We start from the raw sequence: 23,278 nt of genomic DNA on the forward strand, positions 1-23,278 counted from the left end.
ACGCGTTCCTTATTTAGCTTCAGATGCAGCTTTAGCTTCAGGCTTGGCCTCGGATGCAGCCTGGCCATCTGAAACTGCCGGTGCTGCTGCCGCAGCACTTGCAGGCGGCGTCCATTCTTTCGGCGTTACCTGTTTAGCACCCGACATAGCGGCAATGCTGATGCCTTCAACAATCACTTTGTCGCCGTCTTTCAGGCCGTCTGTAATCACCCAATTGCTACCTTGCTGTTGGGCAATGGTCACGACACGCGCTTCCATTTCGCTCTTGTCATTCACCACCATCACCGTATCTTGCGAACCGCGGGTAACTGCTTGTTGCGGCACTACAAATGCATTATCCACTGCAACTTGTTCCATCAACACGCGCACATACAAGCCCGGCATCAAGATATTTCTGTCATTAGGAATGGCGGCGCGCAAGGTAATTTGACCGGTCGTTTCGTTAACAGTCGGATCTGCAAACAGCAGACGGCCTTTTTCAGGGTAAACCGTACCGTCGTCAAATTTGATATCCACTGCAATCGCGCCGTTTGCCGCCAACAATTTGCCTTCGGCAACCTGTTGACGCAGTTTCATGACCTCACTCGCAGATTGGGTAACGTTGACATACATCGGATTGGTTTGTTGGATGGTGGCTAAAACGGTGGTATCGCCGGAATTCAGCAGCGTACCTTCAGAAACTTTAGATTGACCGATAAAGCCGGAAATCGGCGCAGTAATGCGGGAACGGTTCAGACTGATACCGGCAGATTTGATGGCTGCTTGAGCGGATTTGACGCCTGCCTCTGCTGAACGCTTGGCCGTTACGGCCGCATCATATTCTTGTTGGCTGATGGCATCGGCAGCAACCAGCGGTTTGTAGCGGGCCAGGTCGGCATTCGCTTTGGCCAAAGTAGCTTGCGCACTCGCCAACTGGGCGTGTGCGCTTTCTAAGTTTGCTTCATAAGTCGAGCTGTCGATTTGGTACAAAGGCTGACCGGCTTGCACATAGCTGCCCTCTTGGAACAAGCGTTTTTGCAAAATACCGCCAACTTGGGCGCGAACTTCGGCAGTACGCAATGATTCCAGACGGCCCGGCAACTCAGTTGTCAATGCAACGGTTTCTGGATGCACAGTGACCACGCGCACTTCAGGCGCAGGTTGTTTTTGCTGTTGCTGACTGCCTTGCGCCTGTTGGCCGGCTGCTTTTTCATCGCCTTTGCCGCAAGCGGAAAGTGCCAACGCAGTAGCTGCTGCAATTGCCGCGACACGCATCATTTTAGAAGCATAAAGAGCCATAATTTTCCTATCTCTATGATAAATAAGGGTTTGACTAATTAAAAATTGATTACTTTAATCTCATATTTCGCAAACAGAAATTGCCTGCTTTTATGAAAAACAGGCTGATTATATAGTGTTGAGAAACACTATCAAGTATTGAATTAAATTATACATACATTCTTGCATGTTCAGAAGTAATTTTTTATAATCCAAACCATAAATTTACATTTCCTACAAAACAACTATGAGAAGAACCAAAACCGAAGCCTTAAAAACCAAAGAATATCTCATGCTTGCCGCATCGGATACGTTTTATCAGAAAGGCATTGCCCGCACCTCGCTTAACGAAATTGCCCAAGCCGCAGGCGTAACGCGCGGCGCGCTGTATTGGCATTTCAAAAACAAAGAAGATTTGTTTGACGCCTTGTTCCAACGGATTTGCGACGACATCGAAAGCTGCATAAAAGAAGACTCGAACAACAATAACGAACAGGCTTGGTCAAGCTTCCGACTAACTCTGACCCGTTTCTTCGAGCGCCTGCAACACAATGAGCTTCACTATAAATTCCACAGCATTTTGTTTTTAAAATGCGAACACACCGAGCAAAACGAGGCGGTTATTGCCATCGCTAAAAAACACCAATCACTATGGCGTGAAAAAATCGTTGCTGTCCTGACTGATGCGGTACAACAAAAAGCGTTGGCGGATAATTTGGATATCGATATGGCAGTCATATTCATCAAGTCTTCATTAGACGGCTTGATTTGGCGCTGGCTTTCTTCAGGTCAAGGCTTCGATTTGGCGCAAACTGCCCCACGCATGATTGAAATCATCATTGATACATTGGAAAACCATCCGCAATTAAGAAAACAATCATAAACATCAAAAATAAAAGGCCGTCTGAAACATTAAAAGTTTCAGACGGCCTTTTGGTTCAAACCTAATTAACGTGTTACCGGTTTGTAACGGATACGTTTCGGTTTTGCGCCCTCTTCGCCCAAACGGCGTTTCTTGTCGGCTTCATATTCCTGATAGTTGCCGTCGAAGAACACCCATTTAGAGTCACCTTCACAAGCCAAAATATGCGTAGCGATACGGTCGAGGAACCAACGGTCGTGAGAAATCACCATCACGCTGCCGGCAAATTCCAGCAATGCGTCCTCCAACGCGCGCAGGGTTTCCACGTCGAGGTCGTTGGACGGTTCGTCCAACAGCAATACATTGCCGCCGCTCAACAAGGTTTTTGCCAAGTGCAGACGGCCGCGTTCGCCGCCCGACAATTGACCTGCGATTTTGCTTTGGTCGCTGCCTTTGAAGTTAAAGCGTCCCAAATATTGGCGGGCAGGAATTTCAAATTGACCAACCTGCAAAATATCGCGGCCTTCGGCGATGTTGTCGAACACGGTTTTATCGTTTTGCAAACCTTCGCGGCTTTGGTCAATCAGGCTCATCTTCACGGTTTGGCCGATTTTCACTTCGCCGGAATCAGGCTGCTCTTTGCCCGAAATCATTTTAAACAACGTAGATTTACCCGCGCCGTTCGGGCCGATGATGCCGACAATCGCGCCCGCAGGTACTTTGAAGCTCAAATCGTCAATCAGCACTTTGTCGCCGAACGATTTGGAAACGTTCACAAATTCAATCACTTCGTTACCCAAACGCTCGGCAACAGGGATAAAGATTTCCTGAGTTTCGTTGCGTTTTTGGTATTCGTAGTTGCTCATTTCTTCAAAACGAGCCAAACGTGCTTTAGACTTGGCTTGGCGGCCTTTGGCGTTTTGGCGCACCCATTCCAATTCCTGCTTCATCGCCTTCACGCGTGCAGCTTCAGACTTCGCCTCGTTTTCCAAGCGTTTTTCTTTCTGCTCCAGCCAAGACGAGTAATTGCCTTTCCACGGAATACCGTGTCCGCGGTCGAGTTCCAAAATCCATTCGGCGGCGTTGTCCAAGAAGTAGCGGTCGTGTGTTACAGCAACGACTGTACCGGGGAAGCGGACCAAGAATTGCTCCAACCATTCGACAGATTCTGCGTCCAAGTGGTTGGTCGGCTCATCCAACAAAAGCATATCGGGCTTGCTCAACAAGAGTTTGCACAAAGCCACACGGCGTTTTTCACCGCCGGACAAATTGCCGATTTTGGCATCCCAATCAGGCAGGCGCAACGCGTCGGCAGCAATTTCCAATTCGTGCTCCGCACCGCCACCCGTGGACGAACCTGCCGCAATAATCGCTTCCAAGCGTCCCTGTTCTTCCGCCAGCGCGTCAAAATCTGCGTCGGGATTGGCATACTCGGCATACACTTCTTCCAAACGTTTCTGCGCGGCAGCCACTTCGCCCAAACCGCTTTCCACTTCCTCACGCACGGTTTTTTCAGGATCAAGCTCCGGCTCTTGCGGCAGATAGCCGATTTTGATGCCACCCATCGGCACGGCTTCGCCCTCAAATTCCTTATCCACACCAGCCATAATCCGCAGCACAGTGGACTTGCCCGCGCCGTTCAAACCGAGCAGGCCGATTTTCGCGCCGGGGAAAAATGAAAGGGAAATGTCTTTAATAATGGTTTTTTGCGGCGGCACAACTTTGCTCACGCGCAGCATAGAATAGACGTATTGTTGGGACATAGTTTTCTCGTTTTCATCAAACAAATTTCAGACGGCCCATTTTAACCTATTGCCCAAATACTTGCTTGTTCAAATGCCGTCTGAAAATAGAAATAAGATCAAAATATACACCGCGCCGAACCGATACCCTCATTGCCCGACGGTATCAATGCCAAACCGCAAAAAATTTGATTTAAGCCAGTTTATCCTTGAACTGGCATTGCCAATATCCGGCGCGCTTCATAAAATGCACCTATATCCTTGAAAGTACGCACACAAACAATAACGACAGAGAACACCACACCAAGGAACCTTTCAGATTTCTCAATAAAAATACTTTTTAAAAAAAGGATTTACCTCATGTCGGAAAATACGCAAAAAACAGCAAAACAAGGTTTGCCGTCACTGGCAAAAAGTACGATTTGGATGCTGAGCTTCGGCTATCTCGGCGTTCAGACGGCCTTTACCCTGCAAAGCTCACAAATGAGCCGAATTTTTCAAACTTTAGGCGCTGACCCGCATAATTTGGGCTGGTTTTTCATTCTGCCGCCGTTGGCGGGGATGCTGGTGCAGCCGATTGTCGGCCATTACTCAGACCGCACTTGGATGCCGCGCCTGGGTGGCCGCCGTCTGCCCTATCTGCTTTACGGTACGCTGATTGCGGTTATCGTCATGATTCTGATGCCGAACTCGGGCAGCTTCGGTTTTGGCTACGCTTCTTTGGCGGCTTTGTCGTTTGGCGCGCTGATGATTGCGCTGTTGGACGTATCCTCCAATATGGCAATGCAGCCGTTTAAAATGATGGTCGGCGACATGGTCAACGAGGAGCAGAAAAGCTACGCCTACGGGATTCAAAGTTTCTTAGCGAATACGGGCGCGGTTGTGGCGGCGATTCTGCCGTTTGTGTTTGCGTATATCGGTTTGGCGAACACGGCCGAAAAAGGCGTCGTGCCGCAGACCGTGGTCGTAGCATTCTATGTGGGCGCAGCGTTGCTGATTATTACCAGTGCGTTCACCATCTTCAAAGTCAAAGAGTATGATCCGGAAACCTACGCCCGCTACCACGGCATCGACGTGGCTGCGAATCAGGAAAAAGCCAACTGGTTCGAACTCTTAAAAACCGCACCTAAAGCGTTTTGGACGGTGACTTTGGTGCAATTCTTCTGCTGGTTCGCCTTCCAATATATGTGGACTTACTCAGCAGGCGCGATTGCAGAAAACGTTTGGCAGACAACTGATGCCTCCTCCGTAGGCTACCAAGAAGCAGGCAACTGGTACGGCGTTTTGGCGGCGGTACAATCCATTGCTGCCGTTATCTGCTCGTTTATTCTGGCAAAAGTACCGAATAAATACCATAAAGCCGGTTATTTCGGTTGCTTGGCTTTGGGTGCACTCGGTTTCTTCTCCGTTTTCTTCATCAGCAATCAATACGCGTTGGTGTTGTCTTATACCTTAATCGGCATCGCGTGGGCAGGCATCATTACCTATCCTTTGACGATTGTAACCAATGCCCTCTCCGGCAAACACATGGGTACTTATTTGGGTCTGTTTAACGGCTCTATCTGTATGCCTCAAATCGTCGCCTCCCTGCTGAGCTTTATCCTCTTCCCTATGCTGGGCAGCCATCAGGCAACCATGTTCTTGGTTGCAGGCGCAGTCTTGCTACTGGGAGCCTTCTCAGTATGTCTGATTAAAGAGACCCACGGCGAATAATCCATCAATACCATCGGCAAAGGCCGTCTGAAACCTTTGCCGAACTTACAATTTTAATAACAGGAGCTTCATAAATGTATACAAGAATCATGGAAATCAGCCCTTGGACGCTGCGTTCGGCAAAACTGGAAAAAGAACACAAACGGCTGCAAGAGAGCCTGACCAGTTTGGGCAACGGCTATATGGGCATGCGCGGCAACTTTGAAGAAACCTACTCCGCCGACAGCCACTTGGGCACCTACATCGCCGGCGTGTGGTTCCCCGACAAAACCCGTGTCGGCTGGTGGAAAAACGGCTATCCAAAATATTTCGGCAAAGCCATCAACGCGCTCAATTTCAGCAAAGTCAAAATCTTTGTCGACGGGCAGGAAGTGGACTTGGCGAAAAACGACGTTGCCGACTTCTCCGTCGAACTCGATATGCAGCACGGCGTGTTGCGCCGCTCGTTCACCGTATTCGGTGTGCGTTTCGATGTGTGCAAATTCCTGTCCGTCGCGCAAAAAGAGCTGGCTCTCATCCGCTGGGAAGCCGTATCCGTTGACGGCAAAACCCACCAAGTCCGCATCGATTCCATCATCGACGCCGATGTGAAAAACGAAGACTCCAACTACGAAGAAAAATTCTGGCAGGTATTGGACAAAGGCGTTTCAGACGACCGCTCCTACATTGCCACCCAAACCGTCGCCAATCCCTTCGGCGTGGAACAATTCATCGTCAACGCTGAGCAAACCTTCGCCGGCAGCTTCAAAGCCCTCGGCGGCAGCCAAACCGACTGGCAAGTTTCTAATTCTTTTGAAGCCGAAGTCGGCAGCACGCCCGAAACCTTTGAAAAACGCGTGATTGTTACCACCAGCCGCGATTATCAAGGCTTGGAAGCAGTGAAAGCCGCAGGTCGCGCCTTGTCGGAAAAAATCGCAGGCGTTGCGTTTGAAACCTTGCTGAACGCGCACAAAGCAGGCTGGCTGCACCGTTGGGAAATCGCCGACGTGGTCATCGAAGGCAGCGATGAAGCGCAGCAGGGCATCCGCTTCAACCTGTTCCAACTGTTCTCCACCTACTACGGCGAAGACGCGCGCCTGAACATCGGCCCCAAAGGCTTTACCGGCGAAAAATACGGCGGCGCAACCTATTGGGACACCGAAGCCTACGCCGTGCCGCTTTACCTTGCACTGGCAGAACCCGAAGTTACCCGCAACCTGCTGCAATACCGCCGCAACCAACTGCCGCAGGCGCAGCACAACGCGCGCGAACAGGGCTTGGCGGGCGCACTCTATCCGATGGTGACGTTTACGGGCATCGAATGCCACAACGAATGGGAAATCACCTTCGAGGAAATCCACCGCAACGGCGCGATTCCTTACGCCATCTACAACTACACCAACTACACCGGCGACGAAAGCTATCTTGCCAAAGAAGGCTTGGAAGTCTTGGTCGAAGTGTCCCGCTTCTGGGCGGACCGCGTCCACTTCTCCAAACGCAACGGCAAATACATGATTCACGGCGTGACCGGCCCGAACGAATACGAAAACAACATCAACAACAACTGGTACACCAACACCCTCGCTGCATGGGTATTGGACTACACTCGCGAAGCCTTGGCGAAATATCCGCGTCCGGATTTGAACGTGAGCGCCGCCGAGTTGGAAAAATGGGCGGACATCAGCGCGAATATGTACCGTCCGCATGACAAAGAACTCGGCGTATTCGTGCAGCACGACGGCTTCCTCGACAAAGACATCCGCCCCGTGTCCGCGCTTTCGCCCGACGATTTGCCGCTCAACCAAAAATGGTCGTGGGACAAAATCCTGCGTTCGCCCTTCATCAAACAGGCGGACGTATTGCAAGGCATCTACTTCTTCGGCGACCGTTTCAATATCGACGAAAAACGCCGCAACTTCGACTTCTACGAACCGATGACCGTGCACGAAAGCTCGCTGTCGCCTTGTATTCACGCCATCCTTGCCGCCGAACTGGGCAAAGAAGAAAAAGCCGTGGAAATGTACCAGCGCACCGCCCGCCTGGACTTGGACAACTACAACAACGACACCGAAGACGGTCTGCACATCACCTCCATGACCGGCTCGTGGCTCGCCATCGTCCAAGGTTTCGCCCAAATGAAAACCTGGGGCGGCAAACTCAGCTTCGCACCGTTCCTGCCGAGTGAGTGGACAGGCTACGCCTTCCACATCAACTACCGAGGCCGTCTGATTAAAGTCGCCGTCGGTAAAGAAAACGTCGTCTTCACCCTGCTCAAAGGCGAACCGCTCGATTTGCAGGTGTACGGCAAAGACATCACGCTCAACGGCAGCCACGCCGTCGCATTGGAAAAATAAGGAGGGCACAAAATGACTTTCACCGCAGTCCTATTTGACCTCGACGGCGTCATCACCGATACCGCCGAATACCACTACCGCGCATGGAAAAAGCTTGCCGAAGAACTGGGCATCAGCATCGACCGCAAGTTTAACGAGCAGCTCAAAGGCGTGTCGCGCGACGATTCGCTCAAACGCATCCTCGCGCACGGCGGCAAAACCGTCAGCGAAGCCGAGTTCGCCGAACTGACCCGCCGCAAAAACGACAACTACTTGGAGATGATTCAGGCAGTCAAACCCGAAGACGTGTACCCCGGCATTTTGCCGCTGCTGGAAGCATTGAAAGCAAACGGCAAAAAAATCGCCCTCGCGTCTGCCAGTAAAAACGGCCCGTTCCTGCTGGAACGCATGGGGCTGACCCACTTCTTCGACGCCGTCGCCGACCCTGCCGCCGTCGCGCATTCCAAACCCGCCCCCGACATCTTCCTCGCAGCAGCCGAGGGCGTAGGCGCGGACATCCGCCAATGCATCGGCATCGAAGACGCCGCCGCCGGCGTCGCCGCCATCAAAGCCGCCGGCGCCTTGCCCATCGGCGTGGGCAAAGCCGAAGACTTGGGCAGCGACATCGCGCTGGTGTCCGGCACCGCCGAGCTGACCTACGCCTACCTGCGAAACGTGTGGGAACAGTCGGGCAGATAAAATATTAGGGAAGTAAAAAGGCCGTCTGAAAACTGGATTTCAGACGGCCTTTATTCTAAAAGTTTCCAGACGACGTTTGAGGTCTTCTGAAAGTTTGAAACAGTGGTGAGAACGACAGACAACGCGTGCGTGCGTACCGCACACACCCTACACCTCGGTTTTAAAGTTTGTGCCGCCGCAGGTAAGGTGTGTGGCACAGCCACGCACGCGGTTGGTGGAGATGCAGGCTACGGCTTGCTAAATCAGGTTTTCAGACGGCCTGAGATCTTTGCAAAACTCCCTAAAATCCCCTAAATTCCTACTAAGACATTTAGGGGATTTTAGGGAGTTTTGCAAAGGTCTCAGGCTATAGCTTGCTTGTTTTATTCCTCACGCAATTTTTCAAAAACATAATCACAGTATCCACAAAGTGGATAAAACATTAGTTCTGAAGCGGGAATATTACTACCACAATTTTGGCAGATTCCATCTGCCTTATTACCGCATGAATAACAAATATTTTCAATATAATCATATTGTCCTTCACAAAAAGGACATGTTACAACAGGCTCTTCTCCACCATATCTCCGACATTCCCACCATTCATCTTTATACTTTTCATATAAACACTCTCTAACTAAATCTTCATAATCCCATGTTTTATTACATGATTTGCACCTATAAATTTGACAGCTAGCATCATAGCTTTTGCCATCATCTTCATCATCTACTGTAATTAAACCATAACCACATTTAGAGCATTTATGATCTGAAATTGTTTCATAAATTTCTTTATGATAGAAATCTAGCCTTCTCAAATTATCAAGACATGAGTTTTTTTCATTATCATAGACACTTTTAATTGATAATAGCCTTTCCCATGTATCTTTACTGAATAACTCTTCAGGATCATAATCTAAATTATTTCTAATGAAATTATTAATAATAGGAAAAGATACTGCAATCATTTCTTGTACGGAACTAATAGATAATTCATCATAATAATGTTCAATTTTATTGCGATAATTGTTTATTTTATCTAAATTACTCCAATCTACAGAGATATTTAATGATTTAAATCTATCTTTAATAGATTGAACATCAACTGTTTTCTTACCATTACCCTTTGCAACAATATTGCCATTTTCCACGACCCATAAAATCTGTTGTTTAATTAACACTTCATCCGAATTATCTGGACTTAGTTCAACTAACTTATACTTAAATAACAGCAAAATTCCCGCAAAAACATTTCTTACACAAGAAATAATCCTACGTTCATCTTGTTGGCTTAGTTCATAATCTTCAATACCAATTTCAATGGAATTAATAGCATTTTGTAGTAATTTCTTATTCATTTTATTCAGCTCCAAAAAGTAGATTCTCCTTAATCCTCCGAATCTTATCCCGCAACACAGCCGCTTCTTCAAACTGTAAATCTCTAGCAGCCTGCTGCATGGCTTTTTCCAGTTTAGCGATTTCTTTAATCGCGTCTTCTTCATTGTGAATTTCGCCGACTTTAACCTTGTTCTTACCTTTCAGACGGCCTTTAATATTTCCAGTCAACCCAACGTTACCATCTCAATCTGTTCCATACTTCTACCCAAGAAGCGTTCGCCGATGGTGCGGAAGCGCAGTGGGATATCGCTGACGTAGAAGCGGTAATCCGGATTGTCGTTTTCTGTATTCAGCAAACCTGCTTGCGCTAAGGCTTTGGCGGTGGCTTCGGCGGTGGTGATGGCGGAATCGACCAAGGTGACGTTTTGTGCTTCACGGCCGATAAGCGGTTTGAGCAGTGGGAAGTGGGTACAACCCAACACCAGCGTATCGATGTCGTCGGCCAAGAGCGGCTTCAGGTATTCGCGTACGGTCAGGCGGGTGACTTCGTGATCGAGCCAGCCCTCTTCAACCAATGGCACAAGCAGGGGCGCGGCTTGTGTGCGCACCAGCGTGTCGTTGTTTTTTGAATGGATGGCGCGTGCGTAGGCATTGCTGTTGACGGTAGTGTTGGTTGCGATAATGCCGATTCGGTTGTTTTTGGTGGTTTGCAAAGCGGCTTCCGCACCGGCGGAGATGACGTCCAATACGGGCATATTGCCTGCTTTTTGGCGGATTTTTTGTCCGGCAACCGCGGCGATGGTATTGCACGCGATGACGAGTGCTTTGACATCGTTTTCCAGCAGGAAATCGACAATCTGCATGGCGAAGGTTTCAATGGTGGCACGGGATTTGGTGCCGTAGGGAACGCGTGCGGTATCGCCGAAATAGATGATGTTTTCCATTGGCAGGCGTTCCATCAGGGCGCGGACGTTGGTCAAGCCGCCGACGCCGGAATCGAATACGCCGATGGGGCGTTGTTTGCTGGTACTCATGGTTAATTTCTTCAATATAGAGTTGAGGCCGTCTGAAACCGTTTTCAGACGGCCTGAAGGTTAAACATATTCTTTTTTATCGTTTTCTACCCAAGCCTGATGCGAGCAAATCCACAACAGTACGATACCGCATACGGTCGAGCTCAACATCATACCGGCCATTACCAAGGCGGAACCATTATGCAGCCAAGTCGTTGCCATGCCGACCGATGCGCCGATGAGAGATTGGAACACGCCTAAAACGGCATTTGCGCTGCCACCCTCTGCGCTGAAATAGCTCATAAAGCAGGCCTGAGTGTTCGCACCGACCAAACCTTGCGTACCGACTGAAAACATCACACATGGCACTAAAGCCCACAAAGGCGGCAGAGACAGTGACAACACCAAAACCGTCATCAACAGATTGGCGGCGAATTGGACGATAATGCCCCATTTGAGGATGTTTTGCGGATGCGTACCGGTTTTCAAACGCCATGCGGTAACGCGGTTAAACGACATCATGGTAATGATATTGAGCGCAAATATCCAAGCGTATTGGTTTGGTGAAACATGATACAGATGTTGGTACACAAACGATGATTCGGTCAAAAAGGCAAACATCGAACCAAAACTGAAAGCTTGGAAAAACAAATAGCCCATCGCAGCTCGCGTTTTCAAAACGCGTTTAAACCTGTCTGCCACCACGCCGAACACGTCCATGCTGATTTTGCCTTTTTGGTGCGGCTTGGGCAGGAAATACCACATCAACCCCCAAAGCAGCAGCGAATAGCAGGCCAGAAAGCCGAAAATCATGCGCCAACCGCCCAAATTCTGCAAGCCGGCACCAATCATCGGCGCCATCAGCGGCACAATCATCAGAATGATGCCGATTAAGGCAAACATCTGCGCGGCTTTGCGTCCGGAATAATAATCGCGCACCATCGCGCCGGAAATCACCACGGTCATCCCCGCACCAAACGCCTGCAAAGCACGCAAGTTCAACAGCTGCTCGACATTATTCACCATCGTCAAACCGACAACGGCGGCAAAGTAAATGCTCAAGCCCACCAAGGCGACAGGTTTGCGGCCTTTAATATCCGAAATCGAACCGCCGACTACCTGACCAAACGCCACGCCAAACATAAAAAAGCTCAGGCTTTGCTCAATACGGTGGATGTCCGAACCCAGCGACTTCGCCATTTCGGGAATCGCAGGCAGATAGGCATCGACAGAAAACGGCATCAGCGCGACCAACATCGCCATCAGCACGGCCATGGTTTTTTCGCCCAAAGGGGCTTGTTGTGCAGTCATTCCGACTTTCGCTTTCGTAAAAAATATTCAAAAAACAAAGAAAACAACCGCCTTGTCAGACGGTTGCGGATTGGATGGAATTATAGCAGATTTCAACCTTGTCCAATCACTGCAAAAAAACCTTTGCAAAACTTAAGGCCGTCTGAAACTTTGCTTGGTTGAACCCCCTCGCCGCAAACGTTAAAATGCTTGTTTTTTAAGACAACAAATTGTTTCACATCACGGATCCTAAGGAATAATCATGACTACATTTCAAATTGCGCGTGCCGACGGGAAAACGCTCGAAATCCAAGGTAAAATGGCCAACCGCCACGGCTTGATCGCCGGTGCGACCGGTACGGGGAAAACCGTTACCCTGCGCCGCATGGCGGAAGCCTTCAGCAGCGAAGGCGTCCCTGTATTCTTGGTCGATGTCAAAGGCGATTTGTCGGGCATCGCGCAAGCCGGTGCCAACAGCGGAAAAGTGGGCGAGCGCATTGCCGAGTTTGGTTTGGGCGAACAATGGCTGCAAAATTTCCCCGTGCGCTTTTGGGATGTTTACGGTGAAACCGGTATTCCCGTACGCGTCACCGTTTCAGAAATGGGCCCTATGCTTTTGGCCCGCCTAATGAATCTGAACGACACGCAAGAAGGCCTGCTCAACCTCGTGTTCAAAGTTGCCGATGACAGAGGCTGGCACATTCTGGATTTGAAAGACCTGCGCAGCATGTTGAAACACGTTTCCGACCACGCTTCGGAATACCGCACACAATACGGCAACGTTTCTGCCGCCAGTATCGGCGCGATTCAACGCCAACTGCTGACTTTGGAAAACGAAGGCGCAGAAAAATTCTTCGGCGAACCTTCCCTCAACCTGCAAGACTGGATGCAAACCGACAACGGCAAAGGCATCATCAACATCCTTAACTCCGAAAAACTGATGCGCTCGCCGCGTATGTACAGCGCGTTTTTGCTGTGGATGCTGGCAGAATTGTTTGAAGCCCTGCCCGAAGTCGGCGATTTGGACAAACCTAAATTCGTGATGTTCTTCGACGAAGCGCATTTGATGTTCGACAATGCCGCCAATGCGCTGGTCGAACAAATCGAACAAGTCGTGCGCCTGATCCGTTCCAAAGGCGTAGGCGTATATTTCGTCACCCAAAACCCGCTCGACTTGCCCGATACCATTCTCGGCCAACTGGGTAATCGTGTACAACACGCCCTGCGCGCCTTCACACCGCGCGACCAAAAAGCAGTCAAAGCCGCTGCCGAAACCTTCCGCAGCAACCCAAACATCAAAGTTGCCGAAGCGATTGCCGAACTCGGCGTCGGCGAAGCCCTCGTTTCCTTCCTTGATGAAAAAGGTATGCCCGAGCCGGTAGAACGCGCCCTCATCCTGCCGCCGCAATCCTCCCTGACCCCGCTTGCCGCAGAAGAGCGCAACCGTTTGTTCCAAAACGACGATTTGTATCCAACCTATAAAGACATGGTGGACAACTACTCCGCTTTTGAAGCATTGGCCGAAGCAGACAGCCAGGCTGCCGCTGAAAAAGAAGCCGCAAATGCCGCCAAAGAACAGGAAAAAGCGCAAAAAGCCGCAGAAAAAGAAGCTGCCAATGCCGATCCCGGCATCCTCGGCGGACTGATCGGCGGCTTGAGCGGCGGACGTAAAAAATCCGGCCAAGGTTTGGGCTACAACGTTGCCGACGCCATCGGCAGCCAAATCAACCGCCAAGTAACCAACGCCATTTCCCGCAGCGTAATGGGCATTATTAAAAATATGTTCAAATAATCAGCCTGCAAACATACTGCCTTTATTGCAATAGCCGCAAGTCGGATACTTGTATCCGACACCTTGCTTTCAGACGGCCTCAAAGCAGCCTGAAAACAAGCCAAGTGCCCGCCAAACAGGAAAACACGCCATGCCCCAAACCGTTACCCTTGTGCTGTACGACCCCGCACACGCCGCCGATTTGGACTACCGTCTGCACGGAGAGCAAGCACAATACTCGGTTTCGCCCCAAGAGCGGCTGCAAAACGGCCGGTTCGCCGCGCCCGACTGTTTGGCCGTAACCATTTTGTGCCAAAACCGCCCCATCGGATTTTTCATCCTTGATAAAGGCAGCGACCGCCTTACTTACAGCGCCAACCCCCGCGCCGTATTGCTGCGCTCGATGTCGGTCAACCCCGCATATCAGGGTCAAGGCTGCGCCCGCGCGGCGCTGGCTGACGATAAATTGGCGCCGCTCATCCGCAGCATATTGCCCGACTGCGACGAAATCGTGTTCGGCGTACACCACGCCAACCGCGCCGCCATCGGCCTGTACCAAAGCTGCGGATTTGCCGATACGGGGCGAACCTTTATGGGCACAAAGGGGCTGCAATATATTTACAGCAAAACGATTCGGTAAAAGGCCGTCTGAAAAACTGAAAACGACCGGTTTCCAACTCCCTCTCCTGCGCTCGCGCGGGGGAGGGTTGGGGAGGGGGTGGCGTTTCACAGAAACGCTTTGCCGCCGCCTCGTAATGTTCCCGAAGCCGCAAACGCCCCCACCCTAGCCCTCCCCCGCAAGTAGGAGAGGGAACGAATAGGCCGTCCGCACCCAAAAGACCCCAAAAATGACCGCTAAAACCCTGTTCAAAGCCATCAAAAAACGCCTGCAAACGCTGCGCATCCGTGCGGGCAAGGCGTGGCTCGACCGTGCGCCGGTGCCGTCTGAAAAGCCGCTTGCGCCGGAGAATATCGGCGGCATTCTGTTTTTGCGCCAAGACGGCAAAATCGGCGACTACATCGTCAGCTCGTTTGCCTTTCGCGAAATCAAAAAATCCGCGCCGCACATCCGCATCGGCGTGGTCTGCACCGAGGCCAACCGCAGCCTGTTTGACGCCAATCCGCATATCGACGCGGTGCATATTGTCCAAGCCAAAAGCAGCCGCTCGTATCGGGAAACCGGCCGCTCGATTGCAGGGCAATATGATGTCGTTATCGATCCCACCGTATTGGTGCGCAACCGCGATTTGGTTTTAATCCGCAGCATCAGCGCGCCCTACAACATCGGCTTTGCCAAAGAAAACTACCACATTTTCAACCGCAACATCGCCGATAAAAAACAGCATTAAAGGCCGTCTGAAAATCAATTTCAGACGGCCTTTTATTTATCAATCCAATCAGTTTTTCATCGATTGAACCGGAGCCGGGATTCTACCGCCTCGGTTGACGAACACTTCGCATGAGCCTTCTTTGACCGGCATTACAGGCGCGTGGCCCAACAGGCCGCCAAACTCAACGCTGTTGCCAACGGTTTTGCCGGTTACCGGAATAATACGCACGGCGGTGGTTTTGCTGTTGATCATGCCGATGGCGGCTTCGTCGGCGATGATGCCGGAAATGGTATGAGCAGGCGTATCGCCGGGGACGGCAATCATGTCCAAACCAACGGAGCAGACGGCTGTCATGGCTTCGAGCTTGTCCAGTGTCAGTACACCGGCTTCAGCAGCCGCAATCATGCCCTCGTCTTCGGAAACAGGGATAAATGCGCCGCTCAAACCGCCGACCGCGCTGGAAGCCATCATGCCGCCTTTTTTCACGGCATCGTTCAGCAATGCCAAAGCCGCTGTCGTGCCGTGCGTACCGCAGACGCTCAAGCCCATTTCTTCAAGAATGCGTGCCACCGAATCGCCGACGGCAGGAGTTGGTGCCAATGACAAATCAAGAATACCAAACGGGATATTCAGCATTTTTGAAGCTTCGCGGCCGATGAGTTCGCCCACACGGGTAATTTTGAAAGCCGTTTTCTTCACTACTTCCGCAACTTCGGTCAATGTCGTTGCATCTGAATTTTCCAACGCGGCTTTTACGACACCCGGGCCGGATACGCCGACATTGATAACGGCATCCGCTTCGCCCGAACCATGAAACGCGCCTGCCATAAACGGGTTGTCTTCCACTGCATTACAGAACACAACAATTTTGGCGCAGCCGAAACCTTCGGGTGTGATTTCGGCCGTGCGTTTGATGGTTTCGCCTGCCAGCTTGACCGCATCCATATTGATACCGGCGCGCGTGCTACCGATATTAATGGAGCTGCACACGATATCGGTGGTTTTCATCGCTTCGGGAATGGAACGGATCAGCACCTCATCCGAAGGCGACATGCCTTTTTGCACCAGCGCGGAAAAGCCGCCGATAAAGGACACACCGATGGCTTTGGCAGCCTTATCCAAAGTTTGCGCTACGCTGACATAGGAATCGGCATGGGTGGCCGCGGCAATTTGGGCAATCGGCGTAACGGAAATGCGCTGATTCACAATCGGTACGCCGTATTTGGCAGACAGATATTTTGCCGTCGCCACCAAGTCCTTACCGACTGTAGTGATTTTATTGTAAATGTTTTGGTTCAACACATTGATATCGCTGCTGATGCAGTCGTGTAAATCAATGCCGATGGTAATGGTGCGCACGTCAAAATTCTGGTCGGCCACCATTTTGACGGTTTCTAAAATCTCGCCGGATTGAATACTCATGGCTCTCCCTCCGACTTAAATACGGTGCATGGCTTGGAAAATTTCTTCGTTTTGCATGCGGATATCAAGCGCGAGTTTTTTGCTCTCTTCCGCAAACAAATCCAAAACCTCTTGACGCGATTTGGTGCATTTTGAAGTATCCACCAAAATAATCATGGTAAAAAAATCGTCCATTAGCTGTTGGCTGATATTGAGAATATTGATTTGGTTTTCCGCTAAAATTTTGGAAACGTCGTACACAATGCCCACACGGTCTTTACCGATGACGGTGATGACTGAATTGTTCATAACGCTGTTTCTCCTGATAGGATATTTGAAAAGTGTTGACAATTATAACACTCAGGCCGTCTGAAAAACTGTTTCAGACGGCCTGAGTATTCAAATTTCAATTTTGATTATCGCCCTGCTTTCAAACCCTGCCACAAGCGAACGCTGAGTTTGCTCGCATCGGTTGACTTGGGCGAAACGATGAAGCTTTTTTCCATCAATTCTTTACTTGGGAAAATAGATTCGTCAGAGGTGTATTTTTCATCCATCAAATCACGCGCCGGACGGCTGGCCGGAGCATAAGTCACATAGTTGCCGTTTTTGGCCGCTGTTTCCGGATTGAGCGTGTGGTTGATGTATTTGTGTGCATTGGCCACATTTTGCGCATCACGCGGAATCATCAGCGAATCCACCCAAATACCAACGCCGCTTTTCGGCGCCAATACTTCGACTTCGACGCCGTTTCCTGCTTCTTTGGCACGGGTTTTGGCAATATTGAGGTCGCCGCCGTAGCCTACCGATACGCAAAGATTGCCGGCAGCCATATCGTCGATATAGCCGGACGAGGTAAAGCGTTTGATGTCGGGACGCACTTTTTTCATCATTTCAACAGCAGCTTTGATATCGTCAGGGTTTTCGCTGTTCGGATCTTTGCCCAAATAATGCAAAGCCAAAGGAATCTGCTCAATGGCGCTGTCGAAATAACTGATGCCGCAGGATTTCAGTTTTTGGGTGTATTCAGGATTGAACACCAAATCCCATTCGTTTTCAGGCAGCTTATCGGTGCCCAAAGCCTTTTGAACCTGCTGTTTGTTGATTGCCAGCGTATTGATGCCCCAAAAATAAGGCACAGCATATTCGTTGCCCGGATCGACGGTTTCCATCATTTTCAACAAATCAGGATCAATATTGGCGTAATCGGGAATTTGCGATTTGTCGATTTTTTGATACGCACCGGCTTTAATCTGACGGCCGACATTGGCAATAGAAGGTGCAACCAGGTCATAACCCGACTTGCCGGTCAGCAGCTTGGCTTCCAGCGCTTCGTTGCTATCGTAGTAATCGTAGCGGACATTGATATTCGTATTTTTTTCAAACTCAGACAGCGTGGCCGGATCGACATAATCCGACCAGTTGTAGATATTGAGTTTATCCGTTTGAGAGGAAGAAGTTTGAGTTTGAGATGCGGAAGATTCTGCGGCGGTTTCTTTTCCACCGCTACACGCAGTCAAGACGAGGCTCACGATTGCCGCCGCCATCAAAGATTTTTTCATGGTTTCAGACCTTTTGTTCGGGGGGTAAAAATATTGCAGCGGTGGCGGATGCCACTTACAAAAGGGAAACTGTGGGGGCGGCCAGCATGTGTCCTTTGCCCTTAATTCAGCAAGGTTTGCATTAAACGGCAAAAAGCTTTTGAATGCAATACCTTAAAGCGGAAAAAAATTTCATTTTTCAGACGGCCTGAAGCTATGGTTTTATTCATAAACAACATTTTTTCAGAAACGGTTTCATGCCGTCTGGAAAAAACTGTGGGCTTATTCAGACGGCCTCAAGATTTGTCAAAACCGCCCAATTTGTGGGAAAATTGCACGATTGAATTTAATGAAGGGCGACACCGTGTTAGACAGAGAAGGCTATCGCCCCAATGTCGGTATTATCCTGATTAACGAACGTAACGAAGTCTTTTGGGGCAAACGCGTACGCGAACACTCATGGCAGTTTCCGCAAGGCGGCATCAAGCCGGGCGAAAGTCCTGAGACCGCCATGTACCGCGAATTGTACGAAGAAGTCGGCCTGTTACCGCAACACATCAAAATCGTTGGCCGTACGCGCGACTGGTTGCGTTATGACGTACCCAGCCATTGGGTGCGCCGTGAATGGCGCGGTTCGTATCGCGGACAAAAACAGATTTGGTATCTTTTGCGCTTGGTCGGCCGCGATAGCGACGTCAACCTCCGCGCCTGCCATCATCCTGAATTTGACGGCTGGCGCTGGCACCAATACTGGGCGCCGGTTGACGAAGTCATCGACTTCAAGCGCGGCGTGTATTTGGACGCATTGACCGAACTCTCCCGTTTCTTGCGCGGCATAGAAAGCTATGAAGACTTTATCCGTCGCAATCCAATAGAAAACCTATAACCCAAACGCTTTCAGACCGTCTGAAAGCGTTGTTTTTCATCCTTTCAGACGGCCTTTACATTATTCCTATGGCTAAAAACAATCAATACAGCGAATCCAGCATCACCGTCCTCAAAGGCTTGGAGCCGGTCAAAGAACGTCCCGGCATGTACACACGCACCGACAGCCCGACCCACATCTGCCAAGAAGTCATCGACAACGCGGCGGACGAGGCGTTGGGCGGTTTCGCCACTGAAATCGACGTGCGCATCCACGACGACGGTTCGCTTTCCGTGTGCGACAACGGACGCGGCATTCCCGTCGGGCTGCACCCTGTCGAAGGCGTGCCCGTGGTCGAACTCGTGTTTACCCGTCTGCACGCGGGCGGCAAGTTCAACAAAAAAGACGGCGGCAGCGCGTATGCCTTTTCAGGCGGCCTGCACGGTGTGGGCGTATCCGTGACCAACGCACTCTCCACCCGCCTTGAGGTAACCGTCAAACGCGAAGGCAAAATCCACCGCATCGTGTTTGCCGGTGGCGACGTGGTCGAACCGTTGGCGGAAGTGGGCAAATGCGCCGTCAAAGACAGCGGCACCGAAGTGCGCGTCTGGCCGGACGGCAAATATTTTGAAAGCCCGAATTACAGCATCCCCGAACTCGAACGCCTGCTGCGCGCCAAAGCCGTGCTGCTGCCGGGTGTGCGCGTTTCCCTGACCCGCCCGGTCAAGGGCGAAGACGAAGCGCACACACAAACCTGGCACTACCCCGACGGTCTGAAAAGCTATCTGACCGACCTGATTGCCGACGTGCAAGAAGCCGTACCGCTGTTCTCTTGCGAAAACTACATTTCAGACGACCACAACGGCGATTTCAGCATCGGCGAAGGCGCCGCGTTTGCCCTGACCTGGCTGGAAGAAGGCTCGTGCGCCAACGAAAGCTACGTCAACCTCATCCCCACCCCGCTGGGCGGCACGCACGAAGCAGGCTTGAAACAAGCCGTGTTCAACGCCGTCAACAATTTCATCAACCTGCACAACCTCCTACCGCGCGGTGTGAAAGTACAAAGCGACGACGTGTTCAGCAAAACCGCCTTCGTCCTCTCCGCCCGTGTCCTCGACCCGCAATTCCAAGGTCAGACCAAAGACAAACTGACCAACCGCGACGCGCTGAAACTCGTCGCCGCCGTATCGGGTGATCCTTTGGAATTGTGGCTGAACCAAAACGTGGACTTCGGCAAAAAAATCGCCGAACTCGCCATCCGTCAGGCACAGGCGCGGATGCGTTCAGTTAAAAAAATCGAAAAGAAAAAAGGCAGCGGCGTCGCCGTCCTGCCCGGCAAACTGACCGACTGCGAAAGCGAAGACATCCGCGAAAACGAACTCTTCCTCGTCGAAGGCGATTCCGCCGGCGGCTCCGCCAAACTCGCCCGCGACAAAGCCACCCAAGCCATCCTGCCCCTGCGCGGTAAAGTCCTTAACAGCTTTGAAGTCCACCCCGACCAACTCTTCGGCAACGCCGAAATCCACGACATTTCCGTCGCCATCGGCGTCGATCCGCACGGCATCAACGACAATCCCGACTTAAGCGGCCTGCGCTACGGCAAAATCGCCATCCTGTCCGATGCCGACGTGGACGGCTCGCATATTCAAGTTTTGCTGCTGACCCTGTTCTACCGCCACTTCCCGAAACTGGTCGCCGATGGACACATCTACGTCGCCCAGCCGCCGCTGTTCCGCGTCGATGTCAACGCACAAGGCAAAAGCAAACCCGCCCGCAAATTCTATGCCCTCGACCAAAACGAACTTGACAGCATTTTAGAGCGGCTGCAAAAAGAAGGCGTCAAAGAAACCGCCTATTCCATCAGCCGTTTCAAAGGCTTGGGCGAGATGAACCCCGACCAGCTCAAAGACACCACCATGCACCCCGACACCCGCCGCCTGTTGCAGGTGCAAATCCCCGAAGGCGCGGATGACGAAACACGCGACATCTTCGTCAAACTAATGGGCAAAGGCGAAGCCGCCGCCCGCCGCGCATGGATGGAACGCGAAGGCGATATGGCGGAATTGGATATTTAATCCATTGTTTTAATAGGCTAAAGGCCGTCTGGAACTTTAAAAGTTTCAGACGGCCTTTTTTAAAATCATCAGAATTTAAGGTTAAACAGTATTTCAATACCCCGTTACTTACCTGTTTCTATTTTTGCAGCTTAATTGTATCTTTAAGACAAATAAAAAAGCACCGATATAATCAGTGCTTTTTAAATAATGGCGCGGCGGACGGGGCTCGAACCCGCGACCCCCGGCGTGACAGGCCGGTACTCTAACCAACTGAGCTACCACCGCGCATTCACTGTCAAAGACAATGAAAGGAAACTTGGTGGGTGATGACGGAGTCGAACCGCCGACATTCTGCTTGTAAGGCAGACGCTCTACCAACTGAGCTAATCACCCGATAAGCCGACATTAAATCAAAAAATCAGGCTACACGCAAGGTTTTTATTTAAATAAAAATATATCCCATTGAAAGAATATAGAATATTTTATTTAACCACAAAAAACACCGTTATGCCTATCCATCAATCAAAAATCAAATGTCCCAATTTATCCGCTTTAGTATGCAGATAACGTTCATTTTCCACATTTTCGCCGACATGTAATGCAATCCGTTCGACCACATTAATGCCGGAATCTTTCAACGTTTGGATTTTTTCAGGATTATTGGTCAACAACCTAACTTCACGAATATGCAGATAATCATAAATCTGCTTGGCCAAAGTGAAGTCGCGAGCATCAACAGGAAGGCCAAGCGCTACATTAGCCTCAACCGTATCCAAACCTTGATCTTGCAGACGATATGCACGGATTTTGTTTATCAAACCAATGCCCCTGCCTTCTTGGCGCAAATATACGATAACGCCACGCCCTTCTTTCTGAACAGCCTGCATCGCCGCTTGCAACTGAGGGCCGCAATCACATTTCACCGAAAATAAAGCATCACCGGTCAAACACTCTGAATGGATACGCGACAACACAGGCAGGCCGTCTGAAACATCGCCCATCGTCAATGCGACATGTTCCTGACCGCCCTCTTCTTCAAAGCCGTGCATGGTAAATTCGCCCCATTCCGTAGGCAAACGGCATGACGCAACAAACTTCAAGGCCTCACTCATTTTCCGCTTCCTCGTTTTCAGCCACGCCCAACAGATTTTTCAAAGAATCCGACAGGGCCAAGGCAAGGGCAATCCAAGCCACCAATACTTCGTCAGGTGCGCCGTCTTTGACATCAAACTCAGCATGTACCACACCCAAGACCGCACCACTGGGCATACAGACAGGAACAGAAATCTGACTCAAACCGGGATGATTGCGTTCGGTCGACAATTCACCAATTTCCTGCCAATACGCCACATTCTGACAAACATTCATCCAACCGCTTTGCGCCGTACGCACAACCAAAAAAGCCTGTCCGGTCTGCTCGTCGATTGGAATCACATTTTCCAATGGCATGCCCCAACGGCTCAGTCGAACCAGCGACAACGCGCCATCTTTCGGAAATGCTGTATAAACCGCTGCGCTTTTCAAATGCTCAGTGCGCTCGGCAACTGAATCCAAAGCCATAAAAATCTGTTTCAGCAACAATTCATGTTCGGCATCAACATAATCCGCCAACTGCCAACCGTCTTCAGACGGCCACAAAATCGAACGCTCAACCGAAGCATTGCCCATTTTAATCACAGTCTGGGCAGTCAAATAAGCAACATGTATCTCATCCGCCGGCAACTTCAAACCTTGCGTCTGCAAAAAATCTTTAATCAATAAAGCAGGCATCTGCCCTTCCTCACCAATAGTAAAGTTGAGGCCGTCTGAAAACAAACCCTGCTTTCAGACGGCCGGAATAAACCATTATATAAGGGATAAACCGAAAAATTCAAGCAAACAAGACTTTGCGCCCCCATTAATCTTGTGTATAATCCACGGTTCAAATTAGTGCGGACGTGGCGAAATTGGTAGACGCACCAGATTTAGGTTCTGGCGCCGCAAGGTGTGAGAGTTCGAGTCTCTCCGTCCGCACCACTCAACCCCTTTCAGGGGTTATTTTTTTGTCTAATCAAATCTAACGCAGTAATCAAGATTCAATACTGGCAAGGCTTTCAGGCTAATAACC

20 protein-coding genes, 3 tRNA genes and 1 pseudogene are annotated in these 23,278 nt (G+C 50.5%); 11 read left to right on the forward strand and 13 right to left on the reverse strand.

What is annotated here, in order from left to right; genetic code table 11:
* Positions 1-9 precede the first annotated feature (9 nt).
* A complete protein-coding gene (locus O3660_RS02365; protein WP_371464496.1) occupies positions 10-1,278 on the reverse strand; it encodes an efflux RND transporter periplasmic adaptor subunit in 1,269 nt (422 codons plus the stop codon).
* 226 nt (positions 1,279-1,504) lie between these two features.
* On the opposite strand from O3660_RS02365, the gene O3660_RS02370 reads away from it, so the two are divergent.
* Entirely contained in the window at positions 1,505-2,140 is a 636-nt protein-coding gene (locus O3660_RS02370) for a TetR family transcriptional regulator (RefSeq protein WP_371464497.1), read from the forward strand.
* A gap of 65 nt (positions 2,141-2,205) precedes the next feature.
* On the opposite strand, the gene ettA is transcribed toward O3660_RS02370, so the two are convergent.
* Positions 2,206-3,882 (reverse strand): energy-dependent translational throttle protein EttA, encoded by a 1,677-nt coding sequence (ettA, locus tag O3660_RS02375; protein WP_003747462.1) that lies wholly within the window; start codon positions 3,880-3,882, stop codon positions 2,206-2,208.
* Positions 3,883-4,221: 339 nt separating this feature from the next.
* Between ettA and O3660_RS02380 the strand changes: the two genes are divergently transcribed.
* The 4 genes from O3660_RS02380 to O3660_RS02395 all read left to right on the forward strand — a co-directional run bounded on the left by O3660_RS02380 (position 4,222) and on the right by O3660_RS02395 (position 8,879).
* Entirely contained in the window at positions 4,222-5,574 is a 1,353-nt protein-coding gene (locus O3660_RS02380) for an SLC45 family MFS transporter (protein WP_049350580.1), read from the forward strand.
* A gap of 74 nt (positions 5,575-5,648) precedes the next feature.
* The gene (locus O3660_RS02385; RefSeq protein ID WP_049350581.1) at positions 5,649-7,907 is read left to right on the forward strand and encodes a glycoside hydrolase family 65 protein; all 2,259 of its coding nucleotides are present in this window, start codon (positions 5,649-5,651) and stop codon (positions 7,905-7,907) included.
* Between the two features lie 12 nt (positions 7,908-7,919).
* Positions 7,920-8,585: a beta-phosphoglucomutase gene (pgmB, locus tag O3660_RS02390; RefSeq protein ID WP_049350582.1), complete on the forward strand. Its 666-nt coding sequence runs from the start codon at positions 7,920-7,922 to the stop codon at positions 8,583-8,585.
* Positions 8,586-8,690: 105 nt separating this feature from the next.
* Positions 8,691-8,879: a hypothetical protein gene (locus tag O3660_RS02395; protein ID WP_152333307.1), complete on the forward strand. Its 189-nt coding sequence runs from the start codon at positions 8,691-8,693 to the stop codon at positions 8,877-8,879.
* 68 nt (positions 8,880-8,947) lie between these two features.
* On the opposite strand, the gene O3660_RS02400 is transcribed toward O3660_RS02395, so the two are convergent.
* The 4 genes and pseudogenes from O3660_RS02400 to O3660_RS02415 all read right to left on the reverse strand — a co-directional run bounded on the left by O3660_RS02400 (position 8,948) and on the right by O3660_RS02415 (position 12,226).
* A complete protein-coding gene (locus O3660_RS02400) occupies positions 8,948-9,937 on the reverse strand; it encodes a hypothetical protein (protein WP_371464498.1) in 990 nt (329 codons plus the stop codon).
* Positions 9,924-10,115: pseudogene (locus O3660_RS02405) on the reverse strand (UvrB/UvrC motif-containing protein); the annotation flags it as partial. The pseudogene O3660_RS02405 and the gene O3660_RS02400, both read right to left, overlap by 14 nt.
* 11 nt (positions 10,116-10,126) lie before the next feature.
* Positions 10,127-10,936 (reverse strand): glutamate racemase, encoded by an 810-nt coding sequence (gene murI / locus O3660_RS02410; RefSeq protein ID WP_049331752.1) that lies wholly within the window; start codon positions 10,934-10,936, stop codon positions 10,127-10,129.
* A gap of 60 nt (positions 10,937-10,996) precedes the next feature.
* Complete coding sequence (locus tag O3660_RS02415) at positions 10,997-12,226, reverse strand: multidrug effflux MFS transporter (protein WP_049350585.1); 1,230 nt, start codon at positions 12,224-12,226, stop codon at positions 10,997-10,999.
* Between the two features lie 241 nt (positions 12,227-12,467).
* On the opposite strand from O3660_RS02415, the gene O3660_RS02420 reads away from it, so the two are divergent.
* From O3660_RS02420 to O3660_RS02430, 3 genes are all read left to right on the forward strand, one after another.
* Positions 12,468-13,997 carry a helicase HerA-like domain-containing protein gene (locus O3660_RS02420; protein ID WP_049350586.1) on the forward strand — a complete coding sequence of 510 codons (1,530 nt, stop codon included), beginning with the start codon at positions 12,468-12,470 and terminating at the stop codon, positions 13,995-13,997.
* Positions 13,998-14,127: 130 nt separating this feature from the next.
* Positions 14,128-14,616, forward strand: a complete 489-nt coding sequence (locus tag O3660_RS02425; RefSeq protein WP_036472879.1) for an N-acetyltransferase — start codon at positions 14,128-14,130, stop codon at positions 14,614-14,616.
* 208 nt (positions 14,617-14,824) lie between these two features.
* A complete protein-coding gene (locus tag O3660_RS02430) occupies positions 14,825-15,325 on the forward strand; it encodes a glycosyltransferase family 9 protein (protein WP_191620539.1) in 501 nt (166 codons plus the stop codon).
* Positions 15,326-15,373: 48 nt separating this feature from the next.
* Here the strand turns inward: O3660_RS02430 and O3660_RS02435 are convergent, their stop codons facing one another.
* The 3 genes from O3660_RS02435 to O3660_RS02445 form a co-directional block, all read right to left on the reverse strand.
* A complete protein-coding gene (locus tag O3660_RS02435) occupies positions 15,374-16,729 on the reverse strand; it encodes a PFL family protein (RefSeq protein WP_049350902.1) in 1,356 nt (451 codons plus the stop codon).
* A 15-nt stretch (positions 16,730-16,744) separates the two neighbouring features.
* Complete coding sequence (locus O3660_RS02440; RefSeq protein WP_003680574.1) at positions 16,745-17,017, reverse strand: ACT domain-containing protein; 273 nt, start codon at positions 17,015-17,017, stop codon at positions 16,745-16,747.
* Positions 17,018-17,124: 107 nt separating this feature from the next.
* Complete coding sequence (locus O3660_RS02445; RefSeq protein WP_049350901.1) at positions 17,125-18,270, reverse strand: polyamine ABC transporter substrate-binding protein; 1,146 nt, start codon at positions 18,268-18,270, stop codon at positions 17,125-17,127.
* Positions 18,271-18,598: 328 nt separating this feature from the next.
* Between O3660_RS02445 and O3660_RS02450 the strand changes: the two genes are divergently transcribed.
* Positions 18,599-19,135: an RNA pyrophosphohydrolase gene (locus O3660_RS02450; RefSeq protein ID WP_004520487.1), complete on the forward strand. Its 537-nt coding sequence runs from the start codon at positions 18,599-18,601 to the stop codon at positions 19,133-19,135.
* A gap of 68 nt (positions 19,136-19,203) precedes the next feature.
* Entirely contained in the window at positions 19,204-21,189 is a 1,986-nt protein-coding gene (gene parE / locus O3660_RS02455) for a DNA topoisomerase IV subunit B (RefSeq protein WP_049350900.1), read from the forward strand.
* Positions 21,190-21,379: 190 nt separating this feature from the next.
* Here parE and O3660_RS02460 read toward each other — a convergent pair.
* The 4 genes from O3660_RS02460 to O3660_RS02475 form a co-directional block, all read right to left on the reverse strand.
* Positions 21,380-21,456 (reverse strand) — tRNA-Asp (locus O3660_RS02460).
* Between the two features lie 32 nt (positions 21,457-21,488).
* Positions 21,489-21,564: transfer RNA gene (locus tag O3660_RS02465), tRNA-Val, on the reverse strand.
* A gap of 125 nt (positions 21,565-21,689) precedes the next feature.
* Positions 21,690-22,283, reverse strand: a complete 594-nt coding sequence (gene ribA / locus O3660_RS02470; protein ID WP_049351962.1) for a GTP cyclohydrolase II — start codon at positions 22,281-22,283, stop codon at positions 21,690-21,692.
* Positions 22,276-22,941 (reverse strand): hypothetical protein, encoded by a 666-nt coding sequence (locus tag O3660_RS02475; protein WP_049329074.1) that lies wholly within the window; start codon positions 22,939-22,941, stop codon positions 22,276-22,278. Before O3660_RS02475 ends, ribA begins: the two co-directional genes overlap by 8 nt.
* A 161-nt stretch (positions 22,942-23,102) precedes the next feature.
* Here O3660_RS02475 and O3660_RS02480 point away from each other — a divergent pair.
* Positions 23,103-23,187: transfer RNA gene (locus tag O3660_RS02480), tRNA-Leu, on the forward strand.
* The last annotated feature ends 91 nt before the right edge of the window (positions 23,188-23,278 follow it).

Origin of the sequence: Neisseria sp. 27098_8_139 (assembly GCF_041433195.1) — a bacterium.
Classification (GTDB): Bacteria; Pseudomonadota; Gammaproteobacteria; order Burkholderiales; family Neisseriaceae; genus Neisseria; species Neisseria subflava.